Below are 16,834 nucleotides of genomic sequence, written 5' to 3' on the forward strand. Positions count from 1 at the left end.
GAGAGACCGAGACAATGACGCAAGCAAAAAGCGGCGACACAGTTCGTATTCACTACACCGGCACCCTCGAAGACGGCGCCACCTTCGATACCTCCGCGGGCCGCGATCCGCTGGAATTCACCCTTGGCAGCGGCCAGGTGATCCCCGGTTTCGACAAGGCCGTGGACGGCATGACGGTTGGCGAAGAGAAGAAGGTCGAAATCCCGGCCGAGGACGCCTATGGCCCTCACAACCCCGACGGCCGTCAGGCGATCCCGCGCGAGAACATTCCCGCTGATATCCCGCTCGACATCGGCACGCAGCTTCAGATGCAGTTGCCCGATGGCCGCCCCGTGCCCGTCGTGGTGGCCGAGGTCAGCGACGAAACCGTGGTGCTTGATGCCAACCACCCGCTGGCGGGCAAGGACCTGACGTTCCAGATCGAACTGGTCGAGATCGTCTGACGACGGGCTGGCGGCCCGGCACGTAAGCGACTAAGCCTGTGGCATGAGCGGCAGGCGGAACATCGCGGTCTTTACCGGCAACCGGGCGGAGTACGGGCTGCTCAGCCCGATCCTGCAGGCGATCCGGTCACATAAAGGGCTGGACCTGTCGCTGATCGTGGGCGGCGCGCATCTCGACGCTGCCTATGGTCGGACCAAGGACGAGATTTCGGCGGACGGTTTCGAGATCGCCGCCGAACTGCCGCTCCGGCCCGGGTTGGACACGGCGCGGGCCATCGGGCAGGGGGTGCTGGACAGCGCCGATGTGCTCGACCGCCTCAAGCCCGATCTGCTGGTGGTCTACGGCGACCGGTTCGAGGCCTTCGCCGCACTTCTTGCCGCCACGCAATCGAACCTGCCCACCGCCCATATCGAAGGTGGCGACAAGACCGAGGGCGGCGCGCTGGATGACAGCGTCCGCCACGCGATGACGAAGCTCGCCCATATCCACCTTGCCACGAACCCCGACGCCGCATGGCGCATCCGCGCGATGGGCGAGGAGCCGTGGCGCGTCCATGACGTGGGCCTGCCGGTAATCGACCGGATCAAGGCGGGCGACTATCCGGGACGCGACGAGGTGGCCGAGCGGCTGGAGCTGGACCTCTCGCGTCCCGTCCTTCTGTTCACACAGCACTCCATCACGACCGAGCCGGACCGCGCCGCCGATCAGGTGCGCCCGAGCCTTGCGGCGATGGACCGCGCCATCGACGCATTCGGCGCGCAGGTCGTTGCCACCTATCCCAACAACGATGACGGCGGTGCCGCGATCCTGTCCGAACTGACGGATTGGGCCGACGGGCGCGCCGATGTGCGGCTTCGTCAGTCGCTCGGCCGCGCTCTCTATCACGGCGTTCTTGCCGTCGCGGGCGAGGCGGGGGCGTGCCTTGGGAACTCGTCCTCAGGGCTGAAGGAAACGCCTGCCTTCGGCTGCCCCACCGTGAATATCGGCGCGCGGCAGTCCGGGCGGCTGGCCGCCGGGAACGTGCTGCATGTTGGCTATGACGCGGATGCTATCTTTGCCGCGATTGACCGCTGTCTGAACGATGCCGCATTCCGCGAACTGGCGCGCACCTGCCCCAACCCCTATGGCGAGGGCGATACCGGGCCGCGCGTGGCCGATATCCTGGCCGGGCTCGACCTGTCGGACCCCGGCCTTTTGCAGAAGAAACTTACGCTGGACCCCTGAGCGGGAAGGCTAGAAAGTTGGCCCCATGGACGCGACGACCCTGAAAAGCCTGACAATTGGTCCCGAGACGACGATCCGCGCGGCGCTCGAAGTGATCGACCGCTCCAAGCGGCAGATCGCACTGGTTGTCGACGACGAAGGCCGTCTGGTGGCCAGCCTGACCGATGGTGACGTGCGGCGGGGGCTCTTGCGGGGCGTCTCTCTCGATGCGCCCGTGTCCGAGGTCATGCACACCAGCCCCACCACTGTCCGGCAGGGTGCGCCCGATGCCGCGACGCGCCGACTGATCGCCGAGCGGAAGCTGCACCATGTGCCTGTTCTGGACGATGGCGGGCGGCTCGTGGACCTTGCCCTTGTCGAGGACCTGTTCGGCGTCCGCCCGAATCCGGCGCGGATCGTGCTGATGGCGGGCGGACTTGGCACGCGGCTCCGGCCCCTGACCGAGACCGTGCCCAAGCCGATGCTGGAAGTAGGCGGCAAGCCGCTTCTTGAGCAGATCATCGCGGGGTTTGCTGAACAGGGCTTCTGGCGGATCACCGTGTCGGTCAATTACCGCAAGGAGATGGTGCAGGACTATTTCGGGGACGGCAGCGCGCTTGGTGTCGAGATCGATTATGTCGAGGAGGAAAAGCGCATGGGCACCGCCGGTGCGCTTTCGCTTCTGCCGGAGCGGCCCGAGGGGCCGTTCGTGGTGATGAACGGCGACCTTCTGGTCTCGCTCCGCTTCGATCAGCTTTTGGATTTCCACCGGCGGCTTGACGCGGCGGGCACCATGGTGGTCCGCGAATACGCCCATCAGGTGCCTTACGGAGTCGTCCGGCACGAGGGTGACCTGATGACCGGGATCGAGGAAAAGCCCGTCGCGCGGTACTTCGTGAATGGCGGCATCTATGTCCTGTCGCCCGAGGCGCTGGATCACGTGCCCGAGGGTGAGGCGCTGGACATGCCCAACCTTCTGACCGCGCTCAACGAGGCTGACAAGCGGGTGGCGGTGTTTCCGCTCCGCGACTACTGGCGCGATATTGGGCGCATGGACGATCTGGAAGCGGCGCGCTCGGAATTCGGGTCGGTCTTCCGGGAATGAAACTGCCGCCCGTCACCTTTCTGGTCGGGCCCTATACGCGGGCGACTCTGGCGCTGAATGCCGCCGTTCGTGATCGGCGGGCCCATATGGCAGAGGCCGGGCTGACCGCGTTTCCATCCCGCACGGCATCGCCTGTCGCAAGGGCACTTGCCTTGGGTGAGGGGTCGTTGGCCGAGCGCGAGGCGGCGTTCGACGCAGCCGTCGGTCTGGATGCCGACGGCGGGGGTCCGGTCCTGTTGTCGTCGTTGAACGCGCTCGGCGCGCCGGTTCAGGCGATCTCGGGGAGGGACCTGTTCCCCGAGATGGGCGCGTTTTTCGCCGGCCTCGCCCGCACACGATACGCCGGGGCGCGGATTGTCGTGGGCGTCGAGCCGCTGACCCTGTTCTTCGCCTCCGCCGGGACCGAGGCGCTGGCCAAGCGTGTGTCAAACACCCCGTGGGAGGTGCTCTACGAGCTGAGCTGGGCCGAGCTTCTGCGCGACATCCGGGCGCTTTGTCCCGAGGCCGAGCTTCTGGTGGTGACGCCCGAGGCGTCGGTCGCCCGCGCGGGCGAGGTGCTCGATACGATCTTCGGGCCTGCCGCCGCCGCCACCCATGCGCGCGGTCTTCAGAACGCCCATCTCTCGGTCGAAGGGCAGGCAGTGTTGCAGACCTTCGATGCGGCGGGCGCAGGGGAGAACGTTCTGACGGATATCCTCTCTCGACTGGGCAGCGGTCCTTCTGACGATGAACTCGAAGCGCGCTTCGGCATCGACCGGCTGACCGCCACGCTTCTGGACCAGCGCTTTGCCGAGGATGTCGCGGCGCTCTCCCGGATGGACGGGGTCCACCTGTTGTGACGGGCGGGGTGGTCCGCCGCCGCTTGAGCGTCACCGATCTGGGCGGCGGGCGTTGTCTCGACCTGACGGGAACGCCCGCGCGTGCTGTCGCTTGCTTCCTGTCCGGCACCGATCCGACCCTGCTGCGAGACGCTCTTGGGGCGCGCCGCCTTTCGCTCAGGCAGGTGGGGAGGGGGCTGCGGGCGGTGGTGTCAGAGGTGGACGAGGCGCGTTTGCCCGAGCCCGATCACCTTGCCGGGCGCCGTGTTATGCTGGCGGTCAGGAACGGGCAGAGCGCCGTGGCGGCAAGCGAGTGGGTCGCCTTTCACCAGCGGCTGGGGTTCGACGGTGTGCTCATCCTTGACCGCGCTGCGCCCGATGAGGCAGAGAGTTTCGCGCAGGCGCTCGGCGGCATGGCCTTGGGCATTCCCATTCTGCACGTCACCACCGACGCGCCTCTCGGCCTCCCCGGTGCGCCCGATGCGCGCGACCCCGCGCTTTCGCCTGACGGTCCTAAATCCGAGCCGCGCCGGTCGGAGGACGGGCGCCACAGCCCGCTGGCCGAGGAAATCGTCTTCGAGGCGCTGCGCCACCGGTTCCTCGCAGAGGCGCGCACGGTTTTCCGGCTGGACCTGACCGATTACCTGCTGGCTGAGGACGCAAGACCCCTTTTCGACCGGCTCGACGGCGCGCCCGACAAGGTCCTGCCGCTCCGGGGGCGCGAGCTTTATGTCTGGCCCGAGGGCGGGGCGCCCGACCGGCTGAGCGATCATATCTACGGGCGGCGGGCCGAGACACGGTGGATCACGGGCTGGGCCGTCGCGCCTCATGGCCTCGCTGACGATACTGTCTGGCGGATCGCAGGCGTTCAGGGGGCGGTCGTGACCGAGCCTTCCGCCCCGATGGCGCGGGCGATGGGGCTGGTATTCCCCGGTGCGGCGCCGGGCGCGCTGGCCCGCGCCGAGGCACTGGTCGAGGATGGCGAGGCCAGCACGATCTTCACCTCTGCCACCGGATACGAGCCGCGCCGCAGGCCGCGGCCCGCTCAATCGGAGGAGGAGCGGCCCGCCCTGATCCTGACCACAATGCGGAACGAGGGGCCGTTCATTCTGGACTGGCTCGCGCATCACCGGGTCGTCGGGGTCGAGCGGTTTCTGATCTACACCAACGATTGCGACGACGGCACCGACCGGCTTCTTGATCTGCTGGCGGCTGAAGGCATCGTGACGCATCGCGACAACCCCTACCGGAAGAACGGCGGCGCACCGCAGCGCGCGGCCTTTCGCGCCGCACCGTCCGAGCCGGATGTCACAGCGGCGGGCTGGATTCTGCCGCTCGACGTCGACGAATATCTGACGATCCGGCCGGGTGAGGGGCGGATATCGGACCTGATGAATGCCGCGCCCGAAGGCACCGTCTTTTCCATCCCCTGGCGGATTTTCGGAAGCGGCGATCGGGTTACCTTCGAGGACCGGCCCGTCACCGAACAGTTCCACATGGCCGCGCCGGATTTCGCGCCGCGCCCGTTGCAGGCCTGGGGGTTCAAGACGCTCTACCGGAACGATGGCGCCTTCGCGAAGATCGGCGTTCACGCGCCCCGGCAGCTCGACCCAGAGCGGCAGGCCGGGGTTACATGGCTTGACGGAAGCGGGCGCCCATTCCCCGAGCGCGAATGGCAGGAAGGCTGGCGGATGACGCCGGCGACAGCAGGCTACGGTCTGGCCCAGATCAACCACTACGCGGTCAGAAGCGCCGAGAGCTTCCTCGTCAAGCGTGACCGGGGCCGGACCAATCACACGCGGCAGGATCAGGGGCTGAACTACTGGTTCCGCATGAATTTCAACGGCCCGGAGAACCGCGCCGCCGACCGGTATGCCGAGCGCGTCGCGCTGGAGAAGGCGCGGCTTCTGGCGCTGCCCGGTGTGGCAGAGGTGCATGAAGCCGCCGTGGACTGGCACCGCGCCCGGATCGCCGCGCTGATGCGCGACCCGGATTACCGGGCGCTGTTCGAGGCGATCACATCGGACCGGATGCGCGCGCTGTCGCGGCGATTGGGGCATTTCGGGAACAACGTGTTCTACCTCGGGCCAGACGTCATTCCCGACGAGGTCGCGACGCGCGACCCCGGCGGCGACTGGACCTTCTCGGTGCCTCTTCCCGCGTCAGACTGACGGCTTCTCCCACCATGCGACCCCGGCGGCCTGGATGACCTGACCGTCCCATTGCACGGGGCGCGGCGCGTAATTGAAGGCGAAGCGGTGGGTTTCGGTGTCGCGGAAGCGCAGGCCCTCGGGCAGAGCCAAGGTCTCAAGACCGGCCTCGGCCGCGCCATGATCGACGACCCGGTCCCATCCGGCGACATCGGGCCAGCCCGCCAGATAGTGAAGACCGCCCGCCCGCATCAGAACGGGGCGACCGTCGGTCGTCTCGATGACACGCTCGGCGTCGCCCTCAATCTCTTCGAGCCAGCGATGCACGTGCCCTCCGCCCTCAAGCGGCAGATCGAGCCCCGGCATCAGGCTTTCAAGTCGCGCGACCTGCGCATCCAGGCCGGGCAAGGCCGGGGGCAGGGGCACCGGGATGGCGAAATCGGGCGTGCGGGAGGCGGCACGGGGGCCGACGATCACCGGCCCCTCATGAGCGGCAAGCCGCGCCTTCAGCGCGTCATCCATGAAGACGAGCCCCGGCGCCAGCACCATGGCGTGATTCGACAAATCCTCGGACGGGTGGAGGATGTCGACCGACAGCCCCGCACGGCGCAGCGCCGAATAGGCGGCGAGCGTCAGCGTCCAGTACGAGAAATCGCTGCCCTGTGGCTGGGTCTCGATCGCCCATGCGGCCTGATAGTCGAACAGAAGAGCGGCGTGGCCAAGGGCAGGCCGGACCTCGCCCAATTGGGCGATTTCTTCGGCAACGGTCCGGGCTTCGGCCAGCGCGGGCGCGTCCGCGCTGTCGGGGCGGAGAAGCCCGGCGTGTTGCTGTTCCTGCGCGAAGGGCGCCTGTCGCCAGCGGAAATAGCAGACCGCTTCGGCGCCATGGGCGATGGCTTCCCATGTCCAGAGCCGCACCATTCCGGGCAGCGGCGCCGGGTTCCACGGTGCCCAGTTCACCGGGCCGGGCTGCTGTTCGATGATCCACCACCGCCCGCGCCCCACGGCGCGGTAGAGGTCATGGTGGAAGGCCTGAAAGTCGGGATCGCCCTGCCGCGCGAAATCCAGACGGAACGCCTCATCCCGGTCCGATACGCGGTCGACCAGAAAGCCGAGCGGGTAGCTGTCCCATGTCGCGATATCGAGGTCAGCGCCCACGTCGAAATGGTCGAAATCGGTGTGGGTGGGGCCGGTGCCCATGTAGTTGTGAAGAAGCGGCCGGTCGGTCAGCGGGCGGAGCGCATCGACCTGGACCCGGTTGAAGGCTGCGACCTGATCGGACGAAAAGCGCCGGAAATCCATGACATGGGCCGGGTTCGGCTCGGTGACGGTCAGGTTCGGCAGGCCGATCTGGTCGAAGCTGTCATAATCCATCGACCAGAAGACATTGCCCCAGGCCCGGTTCAGCGCCTGCGGTGACTGGTACTTGCGGGCCAGCCAGTCGCGGAAGGCCCGCAGCGCGGCGGGCGAATAGCTGATGGCGGTGTCGTGGCAGCCGTATTCGTTGTCGATCTGCCAGGCATGGACATGCTCGTTCCGGCCATAGCGCTCGCCCAGAAGCGTGGCGATCCGGCGGCATTCTTCACGGTAGCCTTCGTGGCTGAAGCAGTAGTGCCGCCGCGATCCGAAGCCGCGCGGGCGGCCCTGCCGGTCATGGGCCAGCATGTCCGGGTGACGCTCCAGCATCCAGCGGGGCGGCGTCGCCGTGGGCGTGCCGAGCACGACCTTGAGCCCCGCTTGCCCCAGCGTGTCGATGGCGCGGTCGAGCCATCCGAAATCGAGTTTGCCGGGTTCGGGCTCCATCCGGGTCCATGCGAATTCCCCGATCCGGACCCAGTTGAGACCGGCCTCGGCCATGCGGCGGGCATCGTCGGCCCAGAGATCTTCCGGCCAGTGTTCGGGATAGTAGCAGACGCCAAGTTCTGGGCGGGTCATCGGGCCTTACCGTTTATCTTGTGTGAGACGGGGAAAGGGGGGCTGTCTGCCCCCCGCCCTTCGGGCTCCCCCCGAGGATTTTCAGGACCCAAAGAAAGGGATGGGGTCATGCGAGAAGAACCCGGTGTTCGGCCTGTCCCCTGGCGACGCCATGGGCGGCGAAGGTCATCCCGTGATGGGGAGAGCGCGCCTTGTCCGCGTCCGACAGCCCTTGCCGGGCCGAGGTGCAGTAGAGCGTATCGAGGTCGGGGCCGCCGAAAGCGGGGCAGGAGGTGTGGGCTGCGGGCGCGGTGAGAGCGCGGAGGAAGCTGCCATCAGGCGCATAGGCCGCCACCCGCCAGCCGCCCCACTGGGCGTTCCAGAAGGTGCCGTCTGAGGACACCACGGCGCCGTCCACGCCGAAATCCTCGCCAGAGAGGTCGAGCCACGGCTCGGGCGCGCCCACCGGCCAGCCGGTGTCGGGGTCGCAGTGCTGCCGCATGACGATCCCCTTCGCGGTGTCGGCCCAGTAGGCGATGTTGCCCTCGGGCGCGAAGCAGATGGCGTTGGAAATGGTGATATCCGGATAGAGCTTGCGCAGCTCGCCCCCATAGTAGCGGTAGATCGCGCCGAGGCCGGGCTCGGCCGCCTTGCCCATGGTTCCGATCCAGAAGCCGCCCCATGGGTCGGCGCGCCCGTCATTCGAGCGGGTGGCGGGCATGTCGTCCTCAAGCGCGCAGACATCCTCGCGGGTCCCTGTCTCGACGTCGAAGACGAAAAGGCGCGTCTCGGACGCGATCATGAGGCGCGTCTCGTCGACCCAGCCGGCGGCGGAGACGTGTTCCTCGAAGGCCCAGGTTCTGAGCCGGTCTCCTTCGCGGCTGTAGAGCCGGTGCTTGATGATGTCGAACCAGAAGAATTGCTGACGCACCGGATGCCAGAGCGGGCCCTCGCCAAGCGCGCAGGGCGTTTCGTCATAGACGGCAAGCTCAGTCATCGGCGACCTCGTCCCATGCGGCGACGAGGTCGCGCGCCTTGGCGGCGATGTCCTCCACGCTGTCCCCCGGTTTGTAGAGCGACGAGCCGATGCCGAAGCCATTCGCTCCGGCGGCGAGCCAGTCGGCGAAGTTCTCGGGCCCGACGCCGCCCACCATGAAGACCTGGCAATCGACGGGCAGGACCGCGCGCAGCGCCTTGAGCCCGTCGGTACCCATCTGGAATGCGGGGAAGACCTTGAGCCCCGTCGCACCGGCCTTGAGCGCGGCGAAGCATTCGCTGGGGGTCAGAACGCCGGGCCAGCTCTGAAGCCCGAGCCGGACGGTTTCCGCGATGACGTCGGTGTCGCAATTGGGACTGACCACCAGTTGACCGCCGATCTCGTGAAGGCGGCGCACATCGGCCGGATCCAGCACGGTACCCGCGCCGATCAGCGCGTCATTCCCGTGGGCCTCGATCATGCGGCCGATCGAGGCGAAAGGGTCGGGCGAATTCAAAGGTACTTCGATCCGGTCGATCCCGGCGTCGATCAGGGCGGCGGCGACATCGGCCGCCTCTCGCCGGTCGATGCCGCGCAGGATGGCGATCAGAGGTCGGCTCATTCCGTGGTCTCCATGATGAGCGCACGCGCGGCGGCAAGGCCCGCGAGCGTGGCGTCGGTTGCGTCTGCCCGGATCGGGTCGAGTCCCTGGACCTTGAGCGCGGTCGCATAGGCGTCGGTCAGCCGTTCGGCCCCGATCAGCGCCACGTTCTGGCCCAGCCAGTAGGGGCGCGCCGCGGCCAGTTCGGCCCCGATCAGAAGGCCCGAGAGCCGCGAGAGAGCTGCGGCGCCCGTGAGGCCGGCGATCAGACTTTCGGCGCGGAGCGTGAAGAGCTTTGCCGCCAGGGCCTCGGGGCGGCTCATCGCGTCGCTGACAGCGTCTACAAAGGCATCGGCATCCCAGCCTTCGGTCACGGACAGGCGCAGGACCGAGCGTTTCGAGAGAAGCGAGAACATCTCGCCCGTCATGAAGGTGCGGAAGCTGACGACCTCTCCAGCCGAGATCTGGGCCCATTTCGAATGGGTGCCGGGCAGGCACAGCACGCCGTCGAAGGCGGGGTTTGCGGACAGGAAACCGGCGATCTGGGTTTCCTCGCCCCGCATCACATCGGCGGGGGAGGCCTGTTTCAGACCGGCAATGACCCGGATATCGAGGCGGCTGTCGCTGACCGTCGGTGTGGCCATGTCTGCGCCGAGCGGGCGGGCGGGCACCGCCGCATAGGGCGCCTCGACCCAGCCCTGCCGCGATCCGACCATGCCGCAGGCGACGATCGACATCCGGCCCTGCCCGAGCCAGGGGTCGATCAGCTCAAGAAGCGCCGGTTCGAAATCCGCGCGGTCGAGCACGCCCATTCCCTTGTCCGACGTCGCCTCGGCCACGGGGCGGCCATCGCGCATGGCCCAGGCACGCAGGTTCGTTGTGCCCCAATCGACCGCGATCCAGTCGGCATATGCCGCCTCGCCCGTCATCAGCCGGTCACCACGACGCCGCCATCGACGACCATCGCCTGTCCGGTCATGGCATGGGACACGTGCGAGGCCAGGAACAGCACCGGGCCGACTATGTCGTCGGGCTTCAGGTGCTCTTTCAGGCACATGCGGTCCATATGCGCGGCCAGACCCTCGTCGGTGGCCCACATCTCAAGCTGCTTGTCCGTCAGGACCCAGCCTGGCGCCAGCGCATTCACGCGGATGCGGTCGGGGCCGAATTCCCGCGCGAGCGAGCGTGTCATGCCGTTGATGCCGGAATTCGAGGCCGTATAGATCGGGTAGCCCGCGTTGCCCATCATGTAGCTGATGGACGAGAAGTTGATGATCGACCCGCCGCCGGCCGCCTGCATCCCCGGAATGACCGCCTGACAGGCGAAGAAATAGGACTTGAGGTTGATCGACTGCGACCAGTCGTAGAAGTCCTCGTCCACCTCCAGCGTCTTGTGGCGCTTGTCGTTGGCGGCGTTGTTGACCAGCACGGTGACCGGGCCATGCGCCTCGGCGGCCTCGGCGATCCGCTGTCTCAGAAGCGGCACATCGGTCACGTCGCATTGCAGGAAGAGGGGGCGGTTACCGGTCTTCTCGGCCATCTCGTCGGCAAAGGCGCTTGCATCCGAGCGCTGGACGAAGGCCACTTTCGCGCCCTGCCGCAGAAAGCCCTCGGTCAGGTAGGCGCCGATACCCGCGCCGCCGCCGGTGATGAAGACCGAGGCGTCCTTGAGATCTGGGAAAATCGCATCTGTCATCGGTATGGCCCTTGTTCTCTGTGTGTCCCGGGAAGGGAACGCGTCCCGGTTGCGATAGGTTCGATCCGCATCTAAAGCCTTTCCCCCTCCACGATCCACATGGTTTCGGGAAAACTCCAGGGCAGGCTGAGGCCGTGGCTCATCAGATATTGACCTGAGAGCTCGAGTGGCCCGTCTTTCAGCGCAGGCGTTCCGCGCGAAAGCCCGGTGGCATCGTCGCGGTTTGCGAGTGTCACGCGATAGCGCGCGGCGGGATCGAGGCGGGTCAGCCGGAGCGGGCGTGGCAGGATCTGATCCGACGTCCGCGCCTTGCCCGCGAAGACCACGAAACGGTGGCCGTCGCTGGCCTGTTGCTGCTCTGCGATGACGGCCGGATCGGCGCTGTCGAGACGCAGTATATCGGCGCCCATCATCCAGTCGCGGTTGGCTTTCCACCATGCGGTAACGCGGGTGAGGACCTCTGCCTCGTCCTCGGTCAGCTCGCGGGGGTCCATCTCGAAGCCCATATGCCGCTGCGCCGCGACCCATGCCCGGAAGCGGATGTCATGGGTGCGGCCGGAACTGTGGCAGGTGCGGGGGCCCACATGGCTGCCGGTGATGGCGGCGGGCAGAAACAGAGCCGCGTCATGCTGCATCCTGAGCCGCTCCAGCGCGTCGTTCGAATCCGACAGCCACACGCGCTGCGTGCGCGCGAGGATGCCAAAGTCGATCCGGCCCCCGCCGCTGGCGCAGCTTTCGATCTCGACCTTGGGAAAGTCGGCGCGCAGCCGGTCGATTAGGGCATAGGTGCCCAGGGTCTGAGCCTGATCGGGATGCGGCAGGACCCTGTTGTGATCCCATTTGATGTAGTCGATGTCGTGCGCTCCGAGGACCCCGGCGATCTTCTCATAGAGATAATCGCGGAGTTCGGGCCGGGACATGTCCAGAACGAGTTGCTGACGCCCCGTGATCTGGTCGGCGGGCCCAAGCGCCCAGTCGGGGTGAGCGCGGTATAGGTCGCTATCCGGGTTCACCATTTCCGGCTCGAACCAGAGGCCGAAACTCAGCCCGAGCGCATGGACATGCTCGATAAGCGGTGTCAGCCCGTCCGGCCATTTGCGCCGGTCGATGTCCCAGTCACCAAGGGATGTCGTGTCGTCGTCGCGCTTTCCGAACCAGCCGTCATCCAGAACGAAACGTTCGGCACCAAGGGCCGCGGCGCGGTCCGCAATGTCTTTCAGCGCGTCGACATTGTGGTCGAAATAGATGGCTTCCCAGCAATTGTAATGCACAGGCCGGGGACGCGCAGGGTCGGGCCATGTCACGATCCGGTCCCGCAGGTGCCGTTGGAACGAGACCGCGCAGCCGTTCAGCCCGTCCGGCGAATAGACGAGGTAGAGCGGTGGTGTCTCGTGCCGCGTCGCCGGCTCGGTCATCAGGCCCGTCGCCACCCCGAACTGGACCTGGCGGCGCCCGTCAGGCAGCTCTTCCGCGACCATCCGATGACCGCCCGACCATCCGAGATGAAATCCCCAGGCCTCGCCGCTGGCATTGGCGGCACCCCGGCCCGGCACGATCAGGCCGGGGAAATGCTCGTGTCCCGTCCGCCCCGTCCGGTTTTCGCGACAGCGAACGCCGGGGGACCACGCGGTCCGGTTCAACTGAAACTCGCCGCACCAGCGCCCCGAGACGTCGATCATCTCGTCCGAAAGCTGCGGACCGGGCATCACCGGGGCGGCCAGCCAGTGCAGATGGACGGGCCGGTCTGCCTCCAGCGCGGCGGTGGCCTGAATGACATGGGTGTCGGGATCGAGCGCAAAGCACGCCCTATAGGTCAGCCCGTGCGCGGCGTCGCGATAGGTGAGCGTCAGCGCGGTGTCCGACCGCTCTTCCTCGGCGAAGAGGAAAGCGGGCAGGATGGGCTGCCCGTCCGCGCCGTGCAGGATCAGGCCCGGCTGGCCCGGAAAGGTCCGCGATGCTTCCGGACAGATCGACAGGGCCGGGTTTTCGTCCAGCATGCCGCCCGTGACGTCAAGCGCTTGGGCAGACGCGAGCACCGCGGCATTGTCGGTGCCGGGAAGCGCCGCCCCCCAGTAGATAACCTCGGGCAGACGCTCTGCCCGGGCCGCCAGAACCAGCGTCTGGCGGCCGTCTTCCAGCGTCCAGCTTTGCATTATTTGACGGCGCCCAGTGTCAGACCCGCGATGAAATGTTTCTGCATCAGGAAAAACATCAGCACCGGCGGCAGGGCTGCCACGATCGAGCCCGCGCTCATCAGGTGATAGGCGGCGCGGTACTGCGCGTTGAACGAGGTGATGCCTGCGGTCACGGGCTGACTATCGGGGCCTTGGGTCAGGACCACGGCCCAGAAATAGTCGTTCCAGATGAAGGTGAAGATCAGGACCGCCAGCGCGGCAAGCGCGGGCTTCATCAGGGGCAGTACCACGTACCAGAAGATGCGCCATTCAGCGACACCCTCGACGCGCGCGGCCTCGATCAACGGGAAGGGAAGCTGGCGGATGAAGTTCCGCATGAAGAGCGTGCAGAAGCCGGTCTGGAAGGCGATGTGGAACAGCACCAGACCGGTCTTGGTGTTGTAGAGCCCCATGTCCAGCGTCAGGTCGCGCACCGGCACCATGAGGATCTGGAACGGCACGAAATTGCCCGCGACGAACATGAAGAAGATGATCAGGTTCGACCGGAACCGGTAGATGCCGAGGGCAAAGCCTGCCATGGCCGACAGCGCCACCGCGCCGATCACGGTCGGCACCGTGATCAGCACCGAATTCAGCATGTAGCGCGGCATGTCGGAGTTGAAGAAGACCTGCCCGTAATTGTTGACCAGCTCGAACGACCCCGGCATCCCCCAGTAATTGCCCTGTGTGAAATCGGTGTCGGGCTTGATCGAGAACATCGCCACGGCGATCAGCGGCAGCAGCCACAGGATCAGCGAGATCGGCAGAAGGGTCTTGTACATCACCTGCGCGGCTTGCGGGCGCTGCTGGATCGGTGTCGGGAACATCTCAGGCCTCCTCTCTCGGCGGCAGGGCGTCGCGCGCGGCCCTTTTCAGACTTGCGCGGATGGTGTCGTAGCTGACGGCGATACGGTGACGCGCCTCGTCCGGTTCAAGGGGCCCCAGATCGAGCGTCACCCAGGAGCGGTGGAAATAGGCCGCCTTCCGGGCGGCGCCCGCGTCGATCAGCATGGCCGCCGTCTCGGCATCGGGGCATTTGACCGAGGCTGCGTCGGTGTTGCTGGCGCGGTTCTCAGTGTGCCCGAAACAGGCGAACATCTTGCCGCCGACCTTCCAGGCGTCCAGTTCGCCCGGGCCGGACAGGACCGCGCCGGGCATCCCGGCGCAGAGCGTATCGAAGTCGGCGCGGGTCACGGCGCAACCTTTTCTGAGGCGACGCTTCCCGTCACGTAAGCCGCGCACAGGCCTGCCGTGGCATGGGGCTCTGCCCCGCCGCGCTTCGCGCGACTCCCCGGGATATTTGCGAACAGGCGAAGACAATTTGACTCAAATTTTCGCTTCTTCTTTTGAGAAATACTCCGGGGAGCGCGAGGGGCTGGCCCCTCGCATCGGGCGACGGCGAAGCCGGCGCAAATTCTCGGACCGGCGAGCCTCACCGGCCCTTTTCCTCTTTCCACATCGACCAGAGGAAATAGGCGATGAAGCACAGCATGATCAGGAACAGCACCACCGCGATCGCCGCGCCGTAGCCCATGCGGAAGCCGTATTCCGAGAGCGCCTTCTCGAACATGTAGAAGGACAGCACGCGCGTCTGGCCGAAGGGGCCGCCATTGGTCATGATCGAGATCAGGTCGAAGGACCGAAGCGCACCGATGATCGTGACCACGAAGGCGATGAAGGTCGCAGGCTTGAGCTGCGGGATGATGACGTACCAGAGCATCTTCCAGCCCCGTGCGCCATCCAGCCGCGCCGCCTCGACCTGTTCGGGGTCCACCGCGTTGAGGCCCGTCAGGTAGAGGATCATGCAATAGGCCGTCTGCGGCCAGAGACCCGCGGCGATGATGCCGTAGGTGGCCAGCGTCGGGTCGCCAAGGACGTTCAGGGGATCTCCACCGAAGAACTGCACGATGTTCGACAGGATTCCCTCGTTCGGCAGGTAGAACCATGAAAAGACGAGGCCCACGACCACCTGGCTGAGGACGAAGGGGAAGAAGAACAACGACTTGTAGATGCGGATGCCGGTGACGGTCTGGTTCAGAAACAAGGCGATGAAGAGGCCCGCCGGAATGGCGAGAAGATAGAAGACCAGCCATTTCAGGTTGTTCCAGAGGGAGACCTCGAAGGCGCTGTCCTCCATCAGTTCGGCATAGTTCTCCAGACCGACCCAACGCGCTTCGCCCAGGCCGTCCCAGTCGAGGAAGCTGATGTAGATCGACTGGAAGATCGGGATGATGACGTAGACCGCAAAGAACAGGATCGCGGGCGCAAGGAACAGCCACGGCGTCAGCGCGATCTCGTTCCGCTTGTACCAGCCGCGTCCGCCGCGGTCGGCATGGGTGTCGGGAAGGGCGGTTGTGGTCATGTCTCACTCCCTCGGTCGCGGCACATGCGAAAGCCCGTAGCTGGGCGGCTTGCGGATGGGTCGCTGCGGGGCGAAGGGCGGAGGCCGTAGCCCCCGCCCGACGGGTCTTTACTGGTACACGCGCTGACGCACGCGCTCGAGGCGGTTCAGGATGTCGTCCAGATTGTCTGGGAACACCATGAACTCCTGGAAGCCCTGCATCGCTTCGGCGGCCATTTCAGCCGGGAAGTCGCGGTCGAAGAACTGCGCGACGCCGCCGGGGCTGTTCGAGGACAGCATGGCGAAGCCTTCGTTCAGGAACTTGTCGTCATCCACCGACGCGGCCGCGTTGACCGGAAGCTGGCCCAGGTTCTGACCGTTGTTGATCTCGGTCTGAACGTCCGCCGAGACGACGAAGCGCAGGAATTCGCGCGCAGCGTCCTTGTTCGATGCATTGGCCGGGATGTGGAACGTGTCGGTCGGCGCGTCTTCGGCCAGTTCGACATCCGGGTTGATCGCCGGGAACTGGTAGAAGTCGAGCTGATCGTCGGTCAGGCCGGCCTCGCGAAGCGGTGCGACGGCGAAGTTGCCCATCAGGTAGCCGGCGGCCTCGCCATTGACCATGAAGGGAAGCGCCTCCTGCCAGGAGTAGTTCTGGTGGTTTTCGACGAAGGCACCCATGTCGATCAGTTCGCGCCAGTTGGCGAAGGTCTGACGCACGCGGTCGTCGGTCCATTCGACGTTGCCCGCGGCCATGTCCATGTGGAAGTCGAAGCCGTTGGTGCGGACGTTCAGGTAGTCGAACCATCCCCCGGCGGTCCAGAGGAACTTGGTGCCGATGGTGAAGCAGGCGCGGCCCGAATCCACGATGGCCTGGCAGTTGGCCTTGAACTCGTCCCAGTTGGACGGCTCGCTGAGGCCCAGCTCTTCATAGATGTCTTTGCGGTAGTATACGCCCCACTGGTAGTAGGTATAGGGCACGCCCCACTGCTTGTCGTCGATGGTCAGCGCGCCTTTGGTCGAGGCGAGATTCTCGGCGATTTCCGGCTCCTGCCAGAGGTCCGAGACGTCTTCGAAGAGGCCCGCTTCGACATAGGGGCGCATCCGGTTGGCGGCGTACCATGTAGCCACGTCAGGCGCGTCGGCGGTCAGGAAGTTCCGGATCTGCGTCTTGTAGGCCTCGCGGTCGATCACCGTGGTCTCGATGTTCAGATCGGGGTGCATTTCCTGAAAGTCCGCGATCATCGCTTCCATCGTCGCACGGGGCGCGGGGTTCGATGTGTCGAGGAAAATCTTCAGATCGCCGGAAAGCGAATGGCTGCCGGCAAAGGCAGCGCCGCCTGCCAGAACGGCAGCCGTGGTCAGCGTCGCGACGGACGCTTTGAGCATGGAACGCATGGTGTCCTCCCTGG

15 protein-coding genes are annotated in these 16,834 nt (G+C 66.3%); 5 read left to right on the forward strand and 10 right to left on the reverse strand.

The genetic code is table 11. The features are described 5' to 3' along the window. Positions 1–14: 14 nt before the first annotated feature. The 5 genes from GQ651_RS14945 to GQ651_RS14965 are packed head-to-tail and all read left to right on the forward strand — an operon-like array spanning position 15 to position 5,741. Positions 15–443, forward strand: a complete 429-nt coding sequence (locus tag GQ651_RS14945) for an FKBP-type peptidyl-prolyl cis-trans isomerase (RefSeq protein WP_160765002.1) — start codon at positions 15–17, stop codon at positions 441–443. 43 nt (positions 444–486) lie between these two features. Next, positions 487–1,668, forward strand: a complete 1,182-nt coding sequence (neuC, locus tag GQ651_RS14950) for a UDP-N-acetylglucosamine 2-epimerase (protein ID WP_160765003.1) — start codon at positions 487–489, stop codon at positions 1,666–1,668. Positions 1,669–1,693: 25 nt separating this feature from the next. Then, positions 1,694–2,752 (forward strand): nucleotidyltransferase family protein, encoded by a 1,059-nt coding sequence (locus tag GQ651_RS14955; RefSeq protein ID WP_160765004.1) that lies wholly within the window; start codon positions 1,694–1,696, stop codon positions 2,750–2,752. Continuing rightward, positions 2,749–3,591: a hypothetical protein gene (locus GQ651_RS14960; protein WP_160765005.1), complete on the forward strand. Its 843-nt coding sequence runs from the start codon at positions 2,749–2,751 to the stop codon at positions 3,589–3,591. The genes GQ651_RS14955 and GQ651_RS14960 overlap by 4 nt, the downstream gene beginning before the upstream one ends. Positions 3,592–3,614: 23 nt before the next feature. After that, entirely contained in the window at positions 3,615–5,741 is a 2,127-nt protein-coding gene (locus GQ651_RS14965; RefSeq protein ID WP_160765006.1) for a glycosyltransferase family 2 protein, read from the forward strand. Here the strand turns inward: GQ651_RS14965 and GQ651_RS14970 are convergent. The 10 genes from GQ651_RS14970 to GQ651_RS15015 form a co-directional block, all read right to left on the reverse strand. Continuing rightward, positions 5,733–7,655 carry a beta-galactosidase gene (locus tag GQ651_RS14970; protein WP_160765007.1) on the reverse strand — a complete coding sequence of 641 codons (1,923 nt, stop codon included), beginning with the start codon at positions 7,653–7,655 and terminating at the stop codon, positions 5,733–5,735. The genes GQ651_RS14965 and GQ651_RS14970 overlap by 9 nt on opposite strands. Before the next feature lie 106 nt (positions 7,656–7,761). Then, positions 7,762–8,631, reverse strand: coding sequence for an SMP-30/gluconolactonase/LRE family protein (locus tag GQ651_RS14975; RefSeq protein ID WP_160765008.1), 870 nt, complete (start codon positions 8,629–8,631; stop codon positions 7,762–7,764). Continuing rightward, positions 8,624–9,232 carry a 2-dehydro-3-deoxy-6-phosphogalactonate aldolase gene (locus GQ651_RS14980; protein ID WP_160765009.1) on the reverse strand — a complete coding sequence of 203 codons (609 nt, stop codon included), beginning with the start codon at positions 9,230–9,232 and terminating at the stop codon, positions 8,624–8,626. The genes GQ651_RS14975 and GQ651_RS14980 overlap by 8 nt, the downstream gene beginning before the upstream one ends. Then, complete coding sequence (locus tag GQ651_RS14985; RefSeq protein WP_160765010.1) at positions 9,229–10,140, reverse strand: 2-dehydro-3-deoxygalactonokinase; 912 nt, start codon at positions 10,138–10,140, stop codon at positions 9,229–9,231. Before GQ651_RS14985 ends, GQ651_RS14980 begins: the two co-directional genes overlap by 4 nt. Further along, the gene (locus GQ651_RS14990) at positions 10,140–10,907 is read right to left on the reverse strand and encodes an SDR family NAD(P)-dependent oxidoreductase (protein ID WP_160765011.1); all 768 of its coding nucleotides are present in this window, start codon (positions 10,905–10,907) and stop codon (positions 10,140–10,142) included. The genes GQ651_RS14985 and GQ651_RS14990 overlap by 1 nt, the downstream gene beginning before the upstream one ends. A 71-nt stretch (positions 10,908–10,978) precedes the next feature. Beyond that, positions 10,979–13,060, reverse strand: coding sequence for an alpha-galactosidase (locus tag GQ651_RS14995; protein ID WP_227258203.1), 2,082 nt, complete (start codon positions 13,058–13,060; stop codon positions 10,979–10,981). After that, complete coding sequence (locus tag GQ651_RS15000; RefSeq protein WP_160765012.1) at positions 13,060–13,908, reverse strand: carbohydrate ABC transporter permease; 849 nt, start codon at positions 13,906–13,908, stop codon at positions 13,060–13,062. Before GQ651_RS15000 ends, GQ651_RS14995 begins: the two co-directional genes overlap by 1 nt. A gap of 1 nt (position 13,909) precedes the next feature. Further along, the gene (locus GQ651_RS15005; protein ID WP_319637448.1) at positions 13,910–14,275 is read right to left on the reverse strand and encodes an MmcQ/YjbR family DNA-binding protein; all 366 of its coding nucleotides are present in this window, start codon (positions 14,273–14,275) and stop codon (positions 13,910–13,912) included. Between the two features lie 238 nt (positions 14,276–14,513). Then, positions 14,514–15,443: a carbohydrate ABC transporter permease gene (locus GQ651_RS15010; RefSeq protein ID WP_160765013.1), complete on the reverse strand. Its 930-nt coding sequence runs from the start codon at positions 15,441–15,443 to the stop codon at positions 14,514–14,516. A gap of 108 nt (positions 15,444–15,551) precedes the next feature. Then, positions 15,552–16,820 carry an ABC transporter substrate-binding protein gene (locus GQ651_RS15015; RefSeq protein WP_160765014.1) on the reverse strand — a complete coding sequence of 423 codons (1,269 nt, stop codon included), beginning with the start codon at positions 16,818–16,820 and terminating at the stop codon, positions 15,552–15,554. Positions 16,821–16,834 lie beyond the last annotated feature (14 nt).

This window comes from Kangsaoukella pontilimi, from assembly GCF_009830125.1.
Lineage (GTDB): Bacteria > Pseudomonadota > Alphaproteobacteria > Rhodobacterales > Rhodobacteraceae > Kangsaoukella > Kangsaoukella pontilimi.